Genomic DNA, 14,781 nt, shown 5'->3' on the forward strand with positions numbered 1-14,781 from the left:
AAGGTGAGGGGGATGAGGCGTGTGCCGCTCGAATGTTTGGCGCCCCTGTGCGCGGGATGCGCATCAAGCCCCACCCCCTCCCTTTTCTTTGCCTGCCGACTTTACATCCACACGGAAGACGATGAGCGCCGAACACACTCCGACCGTCATGGTCATGGTCAAGCGCGGCAATGGCGACTGGACGGAGATGTCCGGGGAGGAGTTCATCGCGCAGTTCACGCCCAACGAAACGGAGACCGCATGACCTTCGACCCCTTCGCCAACCACCCTGCCTCCCAGGCCAAGACCCCGACCGAGGGCGGCCCGGTCAACTCGGCCCCGTCCACTGCGGCCTTCAGCCCCACCACTGACAACAAGGTGACGCTGACCTTCAAGGCCGGCACCGGCTACGAGGCTCCCTGGATCGTCGTCCACGGCGCCAACATCGATGACGCCTACGAGCAGATCGAGGGCAGCGGCGAGAAGCTGGCGTCCCTCATGGACAAGGTCGCGCGAGCGGCCAACTACTTCCAGACCAACTACCAGCCCCCGGCCAAGCCGCAGGGCAAGCCCAGCTTCCAGGGCGGCAAGGTGCAGCAGCAGGCCCAGCCCTCCGGAGACGGCTACACCTGCGAGCACGGCGCCCGGAACTACAAGAACGGCGGATCGTGGGAGGCCCAGTTCTGCGGCGCCCCACAGGGCGTTCCGAAGTCCGAGCAGTGCCCTCCGCTGTGGAAGCAGAAGGACGGCAGTTTCAAGGCCAAGTAGCCCTCTCTCGCTGACTGTTCTCGTGGCCCGGCCCGACGCCGGGCCCCTTCTCACTGAAAGACATGCATGACTGAGATCGAATTCCGTTCGGACATGGACGTCGAGCTGGTGGACTCCATGGGCGGAGACCACAGCATCGTCCGAGCGGCCCGGGTGTCCTCCGGCACCGAGGCAGGAGACCCGGCCAAGGACAAGGGCCTGATCAATTTCCTGGCACGCGACCGACACGGGAGCCCCTTCGAGGCCACGGTGTTCCAGTTCAAGGTCACCGTTCCGTTGTTCGTCGCGAGGGAATGGTTCCGCCACCGGATCGGCTCCTTCAACGAAGTCAGCGGCCGGTACAAGGAGATGGAGCCGGTCTTCTACGTCCCCGACGAAGGCCGCCCGCTCAAGCAGATCGGCACTCCCGGCAAGTACACCTTCGAGGCCGGGAGCATCACACAGGGCCGGCACACCCGGACAGCACACCGGCAGGCCGCTCAGACTGCCTGGGACGCCTACCAAGAGCAGCTGGCACTCGGCGTCGCTCGGGAAGTCGCCCGCAACGTCCTGCCCCTGTCCCTGTACACGTCCTTCTACTGGACGGTGAACGGCCGCTCGCTGCTGAACTTCCTCAGCCTGCGGCGCGTCACCGCGGACACCACCGTCCCGACCTTCCCCCTGTGGGAGATCGACCGGGCAGCCGGCCAAGTCGAGGAGCTTGCCCAGCAGGTGACTCCCGAGGCGTTCGCCGCCTTCAACAAGCACGGGCGAGTGACCCCGTGAACTGGTGGATCGAAGACGAAGATGACTGCCGCGACTGCGGCGGCACCCGATGCATAGACGACAAGGAGACCAAATGATCAAGTTCTACTACCTCCCCGACTGCGCCCCTTGCGAGGCGACCAAGCCGCGAGCCATCCAGGCCGCGCAGCAGGCCGGGAAGGACATCCTGTTCATCAACGCGCAGACCCGTGCCCCCGAAGACCTGCACGCCGAGGGCGTCACGATCGCCCCCACCATCAGCAACGGCGTCCGGAGCATCAAGGGAGAGCAGACCTTCGAGCGCCTGGTCCGCTTCTTCGAGGAGGCCAACTGATGGAGACCGCATCGGCCATCCTCATCGGCGCCAACGCTGCCTTCCTGTTCCTCTTCGTCACGGTCGCCGTCCTCGCGGCCCGTAAGGGGAAGGAATGAGCTTCAACAACGTGATCCCCGGCTGGGTCGCCGCCCGCATGGCAGAGATCACAACCGAGCGGACCCTGCTCCACCAGGGCGCTGTGGCCGGCCCCCGGGAGGACCCGGACGGGAACCCGACCGTGTTGCTCACCGGCACCTACTACGAGGAGCGATGCGAGAGGACCGGCAAGGTCACCTCATCGCACTCCAACACCCTGCACCTGACGTTCGAGGCGGCCGTGCTCCTGCGCGCACACCTTGACGAGGCCATCAAGACCCACCGCATTTACAAGGAGTTCAAGCGTGCCTGACTACGGGGCCATGCCCGACCCGGATGAGTTCGCTCAGTACCTGAAGGACTCCGGATTCAACACCCTCGATGCCCAGATGAACGAGGCCACGGAGACGATCGCCAAGGTCATCACGAAGGGGGCCGAGTTGAAGAAGCACGCCCAGGCCAACGGCTTCAGTGAGGCCGTGGCAGAGGAGATCGGATTCGTCTTCATCGAGCGGCTGATCTCGAACGAGGGCGGCTCGAAGTGACGGACGCTCTGATCTTCGTCGAGTACCCGGACAGCTCCGTTGACGAGTTCACCGGAGAGGTCGTCTACGAACGGGACTGTGTCCTCATCTACGAAGAGGGCGGCACAAGTCACCGCATCAACCACCACCACACGCGCGCCGTGCACGTGCACCCGATATCTCAGGAGGTCTAACCATGTTCGTTCTCAAGTCCCGACTCGTCGCCGCAATGCGGCTCATGGTCGAGCAGGAAAAGGAGCTGGAGTTCCGCGCAGACGCGTACCTGAAGCTGCTCCAGAAGAATGCCGAGCTGGAGACTAACTACTCGAAGCTCGAAGGCGAGATCCGCGAGCTCAAGCTCTCGCTCCCCGCCCGTGACGCCCAGGGGCGCTTCTCTAAGCGCTGACACTTGACATCCACACGATAGGGGCCCGCTTCGGCGGGCCCCTCGTTTGTTTTACTTGGAGGACTTCCCTAGATGATCCGAATGTGCGTAAAGATTGCTGGCGCACCAGTAGTGATCAACGTACTGGAGGACTCTGGGGACATCCCCGAGTTCGTTGAGTGGGTGAGGCGCAACAGGAGTGCGCTCGGCTGTGACACCGAGACCACCGGGCTTGACTGGTGGGCCGACGACTTCCGGCTCCGCCTCGTCCAGTTCGGGAACCATGACGAGAGCTACGTACTCCCCGTCGAGCTGAGTGACGAGCTGCTGGGCGCCGCCGTGGGCGCCATCAGGTTCGTGAACAAGTTGATCTTCCAGAACGGCAGCTACGACCTGTTGGTCCTCGACGCCACGACCGATCTCACGATGGAGGAGATCTGGCCGAAGGTACTCGATACGAAGATCCTCGCCCATCTCGTGGACAGCCGCGGCGAGGCGGATGCTGGAATCGGTCACAGCCTGGCCTCCCTGACTAAGCACTACATCGACGACGGTGTGGCCGCGAAGATCAAGGGCTCCATGGCGGAGATCGCCCGGAGCCTCAAGACCACCAAGGCCAGGGTGTGGAAGCTGGTCGCCTGGAATCACGGCGGCTATCTCACCTACAGCGGCCTCGATCCGATCCTCGCCTTCCGTCTCGGCCGCATCCTGATACCGAAGCTGCCCCGCACGGTCTACCGGAAGACGGACATCGGGCCCGGCATCCCGCCGATGAACCTCATCGAGTTCGAGCACAAGGTCGCGGAGATCTGCGCGCTCATGAGCCGTCCAGGCATCGCGCTGAACCGGGACTACGCCCTTCGCCTGGAAGCCCGCCTGGCGCTCGAAGAGCACCGCTGGACCGCACGGGCCCAGGAACTCGGGTGCGAGAACCCGTGGTCGACTGAGCAGTGCGCCGACGCCTTCGAGGCGCGCGGTATCACCGTGTTCGACACGACACCGACCGGCAACCGGAAGGTGGACAAGGTCTTCCTCGCCGATTGGAGGGCGAGGGGTGACGAGCTGGCCGAGGCGATCTATCAGGCCAAGGCCGCGCGCAAGAAACGCAACACCTGGCTGCGCAGCTTCCTGGAGTCCGTGGACTCCAACGGCCGCATCCACCCCAGCATCAACAGCATCCAGGCCCGCACAGCCCGCCAAAGCATCCAGGGGATTCCCGCTCAGACCCTGCCCTCCGGCGACTACGAGATCCGGGCGTGCTTCGAGGCCAACGAAGGCCACATCGTGCTCTCGACGGACTACTCGAACATGGAGTTGAGGTTCTTGGCGGCCCACTCCGGTGACAAGCGGATGCTGCGCGCCTTCCGCAACGGCGAGGACTTGCACCAGGTCACCGCGACGGCCGCCGGCGTCTCCCGCAAGCTGGGCAAAATGACCAACTTCTTGATCGTCTTCGGAGGCGGTCCGGAGGCGCTTTCGTCGCAGGCCGGCATCCCGGTCCACGAAGCGAAGCGGATCATGGACATCTTCATGGAGACCTATCCGGGTGTCGAAGCCTTCATGAAGCTCAAGACCCAGGAGGCCCGGCGTCAGGGGTACGTCACCACGCCAAGCGGCCGGCGCCTCTACGTCGAGAAGAAGTTCGCCTTCCGCGGTACCAACTATTTCGTACAGAGCGGGAGTAGGGACATCACTTGCCGGGCCCTGGTCCGGCTGCACCACGCCCATCTCGCACAGTTCGCTCTCCTCCCGATCCACGACGAGATCCTGTTCTCGGTACCGATCGAGCACGCCGACACCGCCGCCAAGATGACCGACGAGCTGATGAAGGAAACCGTCCTGGGCCTGGAGATCCCGACCGATCCAGATCGCGGTGGAAAGTCGTGGGGCTCGCTCTACATGAAGGGTGTCGAGAACCTGACGAAGCTCGATGACTACTACCGGGACAACCCCGAACAGGCCCTTGCCGACGACAGGCGCCGGAACCCAGACGACCACGCAGCAGCCGCTTGAGCGGCGCTGAACAGGAAGAAGACATGCCGCTCACCGAATACCACGTCACGCACGGCACCCGCTGGCCCGGCAGGAAGGCCCAGCCTGCTCGCCCCGACTGGGACACGTACTTCATCGAGGGCGCCAAGTGGGCTTCCACCCGCGCCGACTGCACCCGTTCACAGGTCGGTGCCCTCCTCGTGGACGGGAACAACGAGCTAATCAAGTCCGGATATAACGGAGCACCCGCCGGGGTACCCGGCTGTGCTTCCGCCGGCGCCTGCCCGCGCGGGAAGCTGAGCGCCGAAGAGTGCGCCCCCGACAGCGACTACAGCAACTGCATCTCGGACCATGCGGAGCGCAATGCGATCCGCAGGTGTCCGCCGCATGAGCTTCCGAACGCGACCCTGTACTCGACAAGGCGGCCGTGCCCCGCTTGCTGGACGCTCATCGAAGCAGCCGGTATATGCCGTGTTGTCTGGATCGAAGAAGACGGTGAAGTAACTTCGACATCGCTGATCTAGCTTTACATCCACATCACTTGCCGAGTGACCTTGGTTCTATGTAGAGTCTTCTTCGTAAGTTCACATAGGAGGGAGTTCGAGGATGGCACTCAAGACATCTAAGGTCACGCTCGTAGAGGCAACCGTAGATGGGGTGAACTACTCGGGGAACGTCGAACTCACGCCCGCAAAGATGAAGGGCCTGGAGGCTGACGCCGAGGCGTACGAGGCGGCCGAAAAGGAGTACGAGGGCCAGGTCGAGAAGCTGAAGAAGGCTCGCGACACGGCTGCCGAGAAGTTCAAGAAGAGCCTGGAAGCCGCTGGTGTCCGTCCGATCGAGCCGAAGAAGCTCACCCCGGACGACTTGAAGAAGATCCGGCTGTGGGCGTCCCGAAACGGCCACACCATCAACCCCAAGGCCCGCATCCCCGGCACGATCCGCGCGGGGTACGACAAGGCCGCGGCCGAGGGCAAGCTCCAGGACGACGAGAAGATCTAGATCAATCACATGGCGGGGGCCGCACTGGGCGGCCCCTTCCAGGGAAGTAGTGCGTGAACAAAGTAGTAGTCATACCGGCCAACCTGGGTGCTCCGATCGAGGAGCTTGAGTGGCCGAAGGATCATGGCGAGCGCTTGGCGCTCGTACGCGAAAAGGTACAGCCAGCCGGTGACCTGATGCCCGTGTACGTCCCCGAGGCGTTCAACGGGTACCCGCTCGTGCTGTACGTCTGCGAGGAAACGCAGACCACCGGCCCGTGCGAGGGAAACCTCCGGGCCTCACTGATGATCACCCGTATCACGGACGAGCTGTTCCCGATCTACGGAAACACGCTGGGAGTACTGATCGGGCCTGGCGGCACGGAGCTGGGCTTCGCTGACGACGAGATTCAGCAGCTCAGGCGGCTCGCGGCGCCGTAACTATCTGACGGATCGTCAGCTTCTCTTGATCCAGCGACGGATGCCCCTGGAGCGCTACAGGGGCATCTGCTTGGGGTCAAGAGCGCCTGCGTCGTACGCTCGTGATATGACGAGCGCTGGTGAACGACTCAAGACGGTACGCAAGCGACGTGATTTGACCCAGCGGGAGCTGGCAGACGCTTCCGGGGTCTCAATCTCCACCCTCCGCCGCCTCGAACAAGGCGAACAGGAGACGGCCCGGATGGAGACCTGGCGGAAGTTCGCCGCGGCCCTCCGGGTGCCCACCATGACCCTCGTCGGTGATCGGGAGCAGGGGCCGGACGAGGCGGGGGAGCCTTGGGAAGCGGTGAAGAAGGCACTCAATACGCCTGCGGCACTCCTGGAGAGCGACGACGACGCCCCCACCGTGGAAGGGGTAACCGGAGCCCTCGACGACCTAGCGCGACTCGTCGCCCGCGACAAGTACCAAGACCTGGCCAACATCCTCCCAGCGCTACTTCGAGACGCTGACGCCCTCGGCACGGACGGCCGAGAGCTGCGCGTCCGTGCACTTCAGCGCGTCGGGTGGCTGCTCATCCACACCCGCCAGTTCACGGCGGCCGAAGACGCCCTGGCGCGCTCACTGGAAGAGGCCACCGACAGGGTTCAGGCCGCCGTGACGGTCGACTACATGTGCTGGTTGCTGCTCCGTCAAGGCAAGCTCACCGATGCCCGCGAGCTGGCCACCCAATGGGCCGACGACACTGAACCCGTCCGCCTGACCAGGGCCACCCCTGTGGAGCTGGCCTTGTGGGGCACGCTGCTGCTGCGGCTCTCCGGTACGGCGATCCGGGACAACCGGAGCGGAGAAGCCGAAGACGCCTTGAGGTACGCACGAGCTGCTGCTGAGGCGCTGGGCCGCGAGTGGCGATTCCCGCCGAACATCAGCAACTCCACGTTCGGACCGGTGACCGTTCTGCTCAAGACCGCCGAGAGCGCCGGCATCGTCGGGCAGCCGCAAGGAGTGCTGCGGATCGGCGACAAGGTGGAGAAGATCAGGAAGGCCAAGAGCCCGCGGTTCCGGGTGCAGATGACATCCAGCGACTGGAACCGTCACCTTCTCGACGTGTCCGACGCCCATGCCCGGACCGGTAACTACGGCGTGTGCGTAGGGAAGTTGTCGGAGATCAACCGCAGTGCGCCCGAGTGGCTGCCCAATCAGCCTTTCGCCCGGGACATCCTCGGGCGAGTGATCGAAGAGCGCCGGAAGTTGACGCCAGAGATGCGCGACCTGGCAACTGCCGTACGTCTGCCGCTCTAAACGATCACTCCGGGTACTTTCGTCGCGTGGGTATCGAAAGTACCAACGACAGGCGGCCTGGCCCCTCTTAGCGTGTCTCGACACACAGCACACGAGGGGCAGGCGAAGTGTAGTGAGACAGAGGAGTGACACCCGCGCGGGCCTGGGTCGGATGATGGCCCAACGCGACATGAACGGGGCATTACCGGTTTCGACGACCACCCCCACCCCCTTGTCGGTCGGGTGCGCCGTTCGCGCCCCGGGCGAGTCGGCCGACGGGGCCGACCTTGCCCCGGGGACCATGCGCTACCCCGACTGCACCTGCCGCCAGCACCGGGACGGCAGGGGAAAGCCGGACTCGTCGGTCCGGCTGCTGGCCAGTGGGGGTGCTCGATGACCGCAAGCCGCCCCGACGCCCCGCCGCAGCACGAGAAGCCGATCGACCTGCTGGAGATCGCACGCACCGTGAGCCGGGCCCTCAGTCCAGTGGTGAGCGTCCCGCCCAACGTGGAGACCTTCACCGACCAGCTTCGCGGGCATGTGCACTCCTTGCTCGTGGCGATCGATGAAGACGGAACCAACCCCCAGCGGCTCCAGCTGTTCACCGACGCCTACCGGCTGATGGAACTCACCCGCACCCCGGCGGCGACGCCGTTCTACGCCTGGGAGCGGATGCGGGGACTGGCCGAAGTCGCGCAGAGGCTCGCGGGGCTGTACGAGCTCCGGAACCCGACCGCCCGCCCGGCCCCGACTTCAGAGCCGCTGCCGCCCCGGGAACCCGCGAGCCGGCGCCCGATGCGCAGACCTCCGCGCGGCAGGATGTTCGTTGCCCCGGCCTCGACCGGCGAGCGACCCACCCAGGTACTCCTGGAGCAGGCGGAGGCACCCGCGGAAAGCGGGCACCAGAAGTCCTCGCCCCGGCTGGCTGCCTGTGAGGGGCAGGGCGACCGTGAGCCGTCGTGACCCCGAGTGGACTACGACGGAGGACCCGGGGATTTTGCAGGAGTTCTCCGTCGAGTGCACTGAGGAGGGCTGCGGGGCCGAGTTCGACATGAAGGGCGGGGAGGCCCTGGTCGAGCGCTGGAAGTGCCGCCACATGGACCGGACGGGTCACCGGCGGTTCTGGGAGACCTGGGGGCGCGCCACGATCCTCGCTCCGCCGCCCGGCGCGGTCGTCGCGAGCCAGATCGTAGGCCACCGGGCCCCCTAGAACTCCTGCCTCTCCCCTTGTGTCCCCCTCGGGGAGAGGCGGGTTCTCCAACTGGTCGCGCACGGCCCCATCTACCGTATTCAACAAGCCAGTTCGACTACTCTTCGTGAAGCCTTGGTCCACGTTAGGTGTCCTAGACTCGGGGCTTCGATCACACCAGCACAGCTCTCTGAAGCAGCTCAGGGAAGGAAAACTGCTCCATGACCGAAGCAACCGCCGAGTCCGAGCGCGCCGCAGAACTGCGAGGTGCCGTCGTGGATCGGCTCAAGGAGGACGGCACGATCGTGTCGCCCGGCGTCGAGGCCGCCATGCGCAAGGTCCCGCGTCACCTGTCCGTCCCGGAGGCGTCGCTCGAAGACGCCTACAACACCTACGACGCCGTGATCACTCAGAAGGACGAGCACGGCAATCACATCAGTTCGGTGTCCGCTCCGCAGATCCAGGCGATGCAGCTGGAGCAGGCCGGCATCCGCCCCGGCGACAACGTGCTGGAGATCGGCACCAACGGGCCGAATGCTGCCTACATCGCGGAACTGGTCGGCCCCACGGGGCAGGTCACCACCGTCGACATCGACCCCGCGCCAGCAGCCCGCGCCGAGCAGTTCCTCAACCAGACCGGCTACACCAACGTCAACGTGGTCGTTGCCGACGGCGAGGACGGTTTCCCCAAGAACGCCCCCTTCGACGCGATCGTGGTGACCGTCGGCGCCTGGGACATCCCGCCCGCCTGGGTTGACCAGCTCAAGGACGACGGCCGGCTCGTCGTGCCGCTGCGCATCAACGGCCTGACCCGCACCTACGGGTTCCTCCGGCAGGGCGACCACCTGGTTGCCACGAGCGCCCACGTGTGCGGATTCGTCGCGGTACGGGGCGCGGGTACGCACCACCAGCAGTCGATGCAACTGCCCGGAGACGAGGGCGTCACCCTGCGCTTCGACGAGGGACCGCCCGCCGACCCTTCGCTACTGGCTGGCGTCCTGGACGGCGCCCGCGCCGAGACGTGGACCGGGGTGACCGTCGCCAACCAGGAGCCCATCGGCACCCTCCAGATGTACCTGGCGACGCACGTGCCGACGTATTGCAGCATGTCCATCGACCCCGAACAGACCACCGGCAAGATCGGCCCCACCAACCTCGGCTTCTCGATGGTGGCGATCGACGGACCGAACTTCGGCTACATCGTGGTGCGCCGCAACACAGAGAAGAAGAACGCGGAGTTCGGGTTTCACGCTTTCGGCCCTGACGGGGCAGGATTCGTCGAGCGGCTGGCCGACATCGTCCGCGCCTGGAGCAAGCACCACCGCAGCGGGGACCCGCACATCGCCGTCTACCCGGCGGGCACACCCGATGACCGGATCTCCGGCGACCGGATCATCAACAAGCAGCACAGCCGGATCTCGATCTCCTGGCCGACCACGTAGAACGTGGCGCCTGGCCAGGTCTCTCGCACCATCCCATCGGATAGAGAGAGTGATCACATGACCACTGCCGTACTCGACAGCGTCACCGCTCCGATCGGACTCCCGGCCGGGGATCTCACCGACGAGGAATTCCAGCTGGAGGTCCGCGTCGTCGTCGCCGAGAGCCCCGTCTACAACTTCGACTGCCCCACCAGCGACGGCTGCGGCAACACCTGCGCCAACGGGGCCAGCTCCTGCGTCTCCACCATCGAAGACGCTGCCTGACGCATCCCTGTCGCCGGGGCGGTAGCCGATCGTGGCTGCCGCCCCGGCGCCACCTATATGCACGCCCCCATACGAGAAGAGGGGTACCAGTGGCATACGGATCACCCATCACGTACCGGTGGCAGCCAGGAACACTGCTACGCGCCTCCACCGCCTCTCGACAGATACCCGTGCCGGACCTCGACCTGTACGGCGACGACGTCACCGCTCAGGGCTGCCAGTGGCTCGCCGAGGTGTGGCGCGACCCGATACCCGACGCGCTGGCCGCCGCCAGCCCCGTCCTGTGTCAGCGCGTCGCCGAGATCCTGGACGGTGCCCCCAGCGATGCCCGCCGAATACGCCGGGTCGTCCGGTCCGTGGCGGCCTATCTCCTGCGCTGGAACCACCGGCCCACACCGTTCGGGGTGTTCGCCGGGGTGGCCCCCGCGGTGCCGGCTCACACAGCCCGGGTCCAGTGGGGAGACCGGTACCGGACGGTGCTCCGGCCCGATTCCGACTGGCTGACCGACGTCATCACCCAGCTGGAGGCAGACCCTGCTGTCCTTGCCCGGCTGAGCGTCGTCGCCAACAACACGGGCCGCTCACGCGGTACCCGGCACGTGGTGGACGGAATGCCGACCGACGCACGCACTGCTGGCTATGCCCCGGTCGAGCTGTCAGTCCGCCGCACCCGGCCCGTGGCGGCCGTGCTCGCCGCCGCCCGCACCCCGATCCCGTACGACGTGCTCGTGCACTCCCTGACCGAGCAGTTCCCCAGCGCGCGCCCCGATCAGCTCACCGGCCTGATCGCCGACCTGGTGAGCAAGCACATCCTGATCAGCTCTCTGTGGCCCCCGATGACATCGGTCGACACGCTTCACCACCTGTGCAACGAGCTGGAGAAGGCCGGCACCGCCAGCATCGCGGAACTGGCGTCCCAGCTCGCGTCGATCCGTGACGGCTTGAACCATCCCGATGCCGACGCCCCATGGACGCCCGGCGCCCGGCTGTCGCTCAGCATGCAGCGCGTGAGCGCTACCGGTCGCGTTCCGCTGCTGGTCGACGCCGCCCTGGACTGCGCCCTCCAGGTTCCCGAAGCCGTGCTGAACGAAGCCGCCGAAGCGGCTCAGGTCATGCACCAGCTGTCGCCCTACCCGTACGGGTATCCGCAGTGGCGCGACTACCACCAGCGGTTCCTTGACCGGTACGGCAACGATGCCGTCGTACCCGTGCTGGATCTGGTCGCCGACAGCGGACTCGGGATGCCGGCGGGGTTCCTGGGCTCGGAGCGCACCCGGCCGCCGTATCAGGTGACCGACCGGGACGAGAAGGTCATGCGTCTGCTCCAGGAGGTGATACTCGACGCCAGCGGTGAGCTTGTCCTGACCCGGGCGACGATCGCCGACCTGACCGCCGACCACACGGAACCGCTCCTGCCCGTGCCCCGGGCGGAGATAGCCGTGGAGATCCACGCCCCCACCGTGGAAGCCGTAGAGCGCGGCGACTACCGGCTACTGGTCACCGGAGCGCCCCGCCCCGGCAGCAGCATGTTCGGCCGGTTCGCGCACCTGCTCCCACCGCCCGCGCGGGCCGCGCTCACCGACTCGTACGCGACCGCGAGCCCCGGCGCGATCCCGGCACAGTTGTCGTTCGCCCCTCGGCGGCGCCGCAACGAGAATGTATCCCGCACCGCGCAGGTGCTGCCTCACATGATTTCCCTCGGCCAGTACCACGAGCCCGGCCCCGGCGTGATCCCGCTCGACGACCTGGCGGTAACCGCGGACGATCGCCGGTTCTACCTGGTCCGCATGTCGACCGGACAGCACGTCGAACCCCGCGTTGCCCACGCACTCGAAGCATCCGTCCACACGCCGCCGCTCGCACGGTTCCTGGCGGAGATCAACACCGCCCGCAGCCCTGCCTATAAGACGTTCACCTTCGGCGTCGCCAACACGCTGCCCTACCTGCCACGCGTCCGGTATAAGCGGGCGATCCTCGCGCCGGCCCGATGGCTGCTGGAAGCCGAAAACCTACCCACCCGCTCCGCGCCCATGGCCGACTGGAACAAGGCCCTGGACCGGTGGCGCGAACGGCTCCACGTCCCCGACCACATTGCCCTGGTCGAGAACGATCAGCAGCTCCCCATAGATCTTGATCAGCAGATTCACCGGGCCCTGCTCCGATCCTGTGTGGACCGGACGCGCCTTGTCGAGGTACGCGAAACCACGACCCCGCAGGACCGGGCTTGGATCGGCCGTCCTCACCAGATTCTGATCCCCCTGGCGAACTCAACCCTTCCCGATCTGACGCATCGTCAGATAGATGTCGCTGTCACCAGCCCCCTGATGCCCGGCCGGTCCCCCGTCCTGTACGCCCGCCTGTTCGCACACCCACAGCGGTACGACGAGATCCTGACCGGCCACCTGCCCAGCCTGCTCGACCAGTTCGCCACCGTGCCGCCTTGGTGGTTCCGGCGTCACCGCGATGCGGCCCACCCGGACTCCGACCAGCGCCTAGACCTTTACCTGCACCTCCCAGGTCCGGACACCTTTGGCCCGGCCGCTCAGCAGGTCCACGGCTGGGCCGACACCCTCCACCGCCAGCACCTGGCCTCACACCTAGAGCTGTCCACCTACCTGCCACAGGCCGGCCGCTACGGACACGGCTCCGCCCTGGACGCCGTGCACCAGGTCTTCGCCGCGGACTCAGCCGCCAGCGTGACCCAGATCCGTGCCGTCGCGGATGATGTGGCTACGGGGCAAGCCCTCACCGCTGCAAGCATGGTGGACATCGTCATGCAGTTCACCGGCGGCCCGGAACGGGCAGCCGACTGGCTGACCCACGCCTTGCCCCGCGAACACGGTCCGCTCTCCCGAGACCGGACTGCGCTTGCCCAGGCCCTGGCCGACCCCGCCCGCACCGCCCTGCTGGCCTTACCCGGAGGGCCGGACATCGCGGCCTCCTGGCAACACCGCGCCGCTGCCCTGCGCGCCTACCGCGACCAACTGGCCGCCGAGCGCGACCCCGACACCGTGTTGCGGTCGCTACTCGATCAACACTGCATCCGGGCTTTACCCGTCGACCCCGACCACGAACGCGCCGTCCGCCGACTCGCCCGAGCCTGCGCCCTGCGACACCGGGAGCGGCAGCCGTGATCACCACGACCAGCCCGGCCTTACTGGCGGACGCCTTCGCCAGGCACCTGGCCGTCCCCGCTCCGCCGCCCGAAGACCGGCCCTGGGCAGCGCAAACCCTGGCTACCGGCGCCGCCGGGACCGCCCTTCTCCACATCGAGCGCGCCCGCACCGGGCACGGCACCTGGCACCAGGCCCACACCTGGGTCAAGATCACCGTGGCCACCGACATCAGCGCCGCCGACACCAGCGGCCTGTACTTGGGAGCGCCCGCCGTCGCGTTCATGCTCGACTGCGCCGTCACCGCCGACGCAACCCGCTACCAGGACGCCCTGGCTGTCATGGACCGACACGTCATCGACCTCGCCCACCGGCGAGCGGACGCGGCTGAGGCCCGCATGCACGGCAGAGGCCCGGCCAGCTTCCACGAGTACGACATCTTCTACGGGCTGACCGGCGTCGGCGCCTACCTGCTCCGCCAGAACCCGTCCGGCCCTGCGATGGAACGCGTCCTCAACTACCTCGTTCGGCTGACCCGACCCACCCGGGACCAGGACCACGGGGAACTGCCCGGTTGGTGGGTCGGCCACCGCCCCGACCTCACCCCGGCCACGGTCCCCACCGGACACGCCAACCTCGGCACGGCACATGGCATCACCGGGCCGCTGCTGCTCCTTGCCCGCGCCCTGCGCCAGGGCGTCACCGTCGACGGCCACGGAAACGCCATCGACACCATCCTCGACTGGCTCGATGCGTGGCGGCAGGACGGACCAGCAGGACCCTGGTGGCCTGAGCACCTTCACCTCGGCGAACTCCGCGCCGGCCACCCCGCCCAACGGGGACCGGCCCGACCCAGCTGGTGCTACGGCACGCCCGGCATCGCCCGCGCCGGACAGCTCGCCGCCCTCGCTCGCCGCGACATCGCACGCCAGCGCCTGTTCGAGGACGCCATGGCCCGATGCCTGACCGACCCGGTGCAGCTATCCCGGCTTACAGACGCGGGCCTGTGCCACGGATGGGCAGGCGTTTACCAGACCGCATGGCGCGCGGCACACGACGCTGCCACCCCGGCCCTACGTGCCACCCTGCCCGGATTGGCCGCCGCCCTGACCCAACACGCTCGCCCCGGCCACGATCCGGGCCTCCTGCAAGGCGACGCCGGCACTGCCCTCGCTCTGACCACCGCAGCCCACGACACCGCGCCGACCTCGGGATGGGACGCATGTCTACTGATCGACTAAACCGACCCGCCCATCTGGAAGCGACCCT

General features: G+C 66.8%; 19 protein-coding genes. All 19 read left to right on the top strand.

Annotation, left to right across the window (positions count from 1 at the left end; genetic code table 11):
* Positions 1-121: 121 nt before the first annotated feature.
* The 19 genes from J7W19_RS33555 (at position 122) to J7W19_RS29380 (ending at position 14,753) form a co-directional block, all read left to right on the top strand.
* Positions 122-244 carry a hypothetical protein gene (locus J7W19_RS33555; RefSeq protein ID WP_267939167.1) on the top strand — a complete coding sequence of 41 codons (123 nt, stop codon included), beginning with the start codon at positions 122-124 and terminating at the stop codon, positions 242-244.
* Positions 241-747 carry a hypothetical protein gene (locus J7W19_RS29295; RefSeq protein WP_004938035.1) on the top strand — a complete coding sequence of 169 codons (507 nt, stop codon included), beginning with the start codon at positions 241-243 and terminating at the stop codon, positions 745-747. Before J7W19_RS33555 ends, J7W19_RS29295 begins: the two co-directional genes overlap by 4 nt.
* A 66-nt stretch (positions 748-813) precedes the next feature.
* Entirely contained in the window at positions 814-1,512 is a 699-nt protein-coding gene (gene thyX / locus J7W19_RS29300) for an FAD-dependent thymidylate synthase (RefSeq protein ID WP_004938032.1), read from the top strand.
* A gap of 73 nt (positions 1,513-1,585) precedes the next feature.
* Complete coding sequence (locus J7W19_RS29305; RefSeq protein ID WP_004938027.1) at positions 1,586-1,825, top strand: hypothetical protein; 240 nt, start codon at positions 1,586-1,588, stop codon at positions 1,823-1,825.
* A gap of 94 nt (positions 1,826-1,919) precedes the next feature.
* Positions 1,920-2,216, top strand: coding sequence for a hypothetical protein (locus tag J7W19_RS29310; RefSeq protein WP_004938023.1), 297 nt, complete (start codon positions 1,920-1,922; stop codon positions 2,214-2,216).
* Complete coding sequence (locus J7W19_RS29315; protein WP_004938019.1) at positions 2,209-2,448, top strand: hypothetical protein; 240 nt, start codon at positions 2,209-2,211, stop codon at positions 2,446-2,448. Before J7W19_RS29310 ends, J7W19_RS29315 begins: the two co-directional genes overlap by 8 nt.
* Entirely contained in the window at positions 2,445-2,621 is a 177-nt protein-coding gene (locus J7W19_RS29320) for a hypothetical protein (protein WP_158688705.1), read from the top strand. The genes J7W19_RS29315 and J7W19_RS29320 overlap by 4 nt, the downstream gene beginning before the upstream one ends.
* A gap of 2 nt (positions 2,622-2,623) precedes the next feature.
* Positions 2,624-2,833, top strand: a complete 210-nt coding sequence (locus J7W19_RS29325; protein WP_004938017.1) for a hypothetical protein — start codon at positions 2,624-2,626, stop codon at positions 2,831-2,833.
* Between the two features lie 72 nt (positions 2,834-2,905).
* Positions 2,906-4,825, top strand: a complete 1,920-nt coding sequence (locus J7W19_RS29330; protein ID WP_078587589.1) for a DNA polymerase — start codon at positions 2,906-2,908, stop codon at positions 4,823-4,825.
* Positions 4,826-4,848: 23 nt separating this feature from the next.
* Positions 4,849-5,328, top strand: coding sequence for a deoxycytidylate deaminase (locus J7W19_RS29335; protein WP_004938014.1), 480 nt, complete (start codon positions 4,849-4,851; stop codon positions 5,326-5,328).
* A gap of 82 nt (positions 5,329-5,410) precedes the next feature.
* The gene (locus tag J7W19_RS29340) at positions 5,411-5,806 is read left to right on the top strand and encodes an Lsr2 family DNA-binding protein (protein WP_078587588.1); all 396 of its coding nucleotides are present in this window, start codon (positions 5,411-5,413) and stop codon (positions 5,804-5,806) included.
* 53 nt (positions 5,807-5,859) lie between these two features.
* Positions 5,860-6,225 carry a hypothetical protein gene (locus tag J7W19_RS29345; protein WP_158688704.1) on the top strand — a complete coding sequence of 122 codons (366 nt, stop codon included), beginning with the start codon at positions 5,860-5,862 and terminating at the stop codon, positions 6,223-6,225.
* A gap of 106 nt (positions 6,226-6,331) precedes the next feature.
* Positions 6,332-7,525 (top strand): helix-turn-helix domain-containing protein, encoded by a 1,194-nt coding sequence (locus J7W19_RS29350; protein ID WP_040887462.1) that lies wholly within the window; start codon positions 6,332-6,334, stop codon positions 7,523-7,525.
* 372 nt (positions 7,526-7,897) lie between these two features.
* A complete protein-coding gene (locus tag J7W19_RS29355; RefSeq protein ID WP_004938004.1) occupies positions 7,898-8,467 on the top strand; it encodes a DUF6415 family natural product biosynthesis protein in 570 nt (189 codons plus the stop codon).
* 34 nt (positions 8,468-8,501) lie between these two features.
* On the top strand, positions 8,502-8,714 hold the full coding sequence (locus J7W19_RS29360) for a hypothetical protein (RefSeq protein ID WP_040887430.1): 213 nt from the start codon (positions 8,502-8,504) through the stop codon (positions 8,712-8,714).
* A gap of 200 nt (positions 8,715-8,914) precedes the next feature.
* Positions 8,915-10,135 carry a methyltransferase, FxLD system gene (gene fxlM / locus J7W19_RS29365; RefSeq protein WP_004937996.1) on the top strand — a complete coding sequence of 407 codons (1,221 nt, stop codon included), beginning with the start codon at positions 8,915-8,917 and terminating at the stop codon, positions 10,133-10,135.
* Between the two features lie 57 nt (positions 10,136-10,192).
* Positions 10,193-10,399 carry an FxLD family lanthipeptide gene (locus J7W19_RS29370; RefSeq protein ID WP_004937995.1) on the top strand — a complete coding sequence of 69 codons (207 nt, stop codon included), beginning with the start codon at positions 10,193-10,195 and terminating at the stop codon, positions 10,397-10,399.
* 170 nt (positions 10,400-10,569) lie between these two features.
* Positions 10,570-13,533 (top strand): lantibiotic dehydratase, encoded by a 2,964-nt coding sequence (locus J7W19_RS29375; protein ID WP_004937990.1) that lies wholly within the window; start codon positions 10,570-10,572, stop codon positions 13,531-13,533.
* Positions 13,530-14,753 (top strand): lanthionine synthetase C family protein, encoded by a 1,224-nt coding sequence (locus tag J7W19_RS29380; protein ID WP_004937986.1) that lies wholly within the window; start codon positions 13,530-13,532, stop codon positions 14,751-14,753. Before J7W19_RS29375 ends, J7W19_RS29380 begins: the two co-directional genes overlap by 4 nt.
* Positions 14,754-14,781 lie beyond the last annotated feature (28 nt).

It is taken from the genome of Streptomyces mobaraensis NBRC 13819 = DSM 40847, assembly GCF_017916255.1.
Lineage (GTDB): Bacteria > Actinomycetota > Actinomycetes > Streptomycetales > Streptomycetaceae > Streptomyces > Streptomyces mobaraensis.

Bases quoted from the DNA above. Each gene is read 5' to 3' on its own strand.
- J7W19_RS29370 (WP_004937995.1), top strand. From the start codon at position 10,193: ATGACCACTGCCGTACTCGACAGCGTCACCGCTCCGATCGGACTCCCG.
- J7W19_RS33555 (WP_267939167.1), top strand. From the start codon at position 122: ATGAGCGCCGAACACACTCCGACCGTCATGGTCATGGTCAAGCGCGGC.
- J7W19_RS29310 (WP_004938023.1), top strand. From the start codon at position 1,920: ATGAGCTTCAACAACGTGATCCCCGGCTGGGTCGCCGCCCGCATGGCA.
- J7W19_RS29340 (WP_078587588.1), top strand. From the start codon at position 5,411: ATGGCACTCAAGACATCTAAGGTCACGCTCGTAGAGGCAACCGTAGAT.
- J7W19_RS29355 (WP_004938004.1), top strand. From the start codon at position 7,898: ATGACCGCAAGCCGCCCCGACGCCCCGCCGCAGCACGAGAAGCCGATC.
- J7W19_RS29335 (WP_004938014.1), top strand. From the start codon at position 4,849: ATGCCGCTCACCGAATACCACGTCACGCACGGCACCCGCTGGCCCGGC.
- J7W19_RS29350 (WP_040887462.1), top strand. From the start codon at position 6,332: ATGACGAGCGCTGGTGAACGACTCAAGACGGTACGCAAGCGACGTGAT.
- J7W19_RS29325 (WP_004938017.1), top strand. From the start codon at position 2,624: ATGTTCGTTCTCAAGTCCCGACTCGTCGCCGCAATGCGGCTCATGGTC.
- fxlM (WP_004937996.1), top strand. From the start codon at position 8,915: ATGACCGAAGCAACCGCCGAGTCCGAGCGCGCCGCAGAACTGCGAGGT.
- J7W19_RS29305 (WP_004938027.1), top strand. From the start codon at position 1,586: ATGATCAAGTTCTACTACCTCCCCGACTGCGCCCCTTGCGAGGCGACC.
- thyX (WP_004938032.1), top strand. From the start codon at position 814: ATGACTGAGATCGAATTCCGTTCGGACATGGACGTCGAGCTGGTGGAC.
- J7W19_RS29330 (WP_078587589.1), top strand. From the start codon at position 2,906: ATGATCCGAATGTGCGTAAAGATTGCTGGCGCACCAGTAGTGATCAAC.
- J7W19_RS29295 (WP_004938035.1), top strand. From the start codon at position 241: ATGACCTTCGACCCCTTCGCCAACCACCCTGCCTCCCAGGCCAAGACC.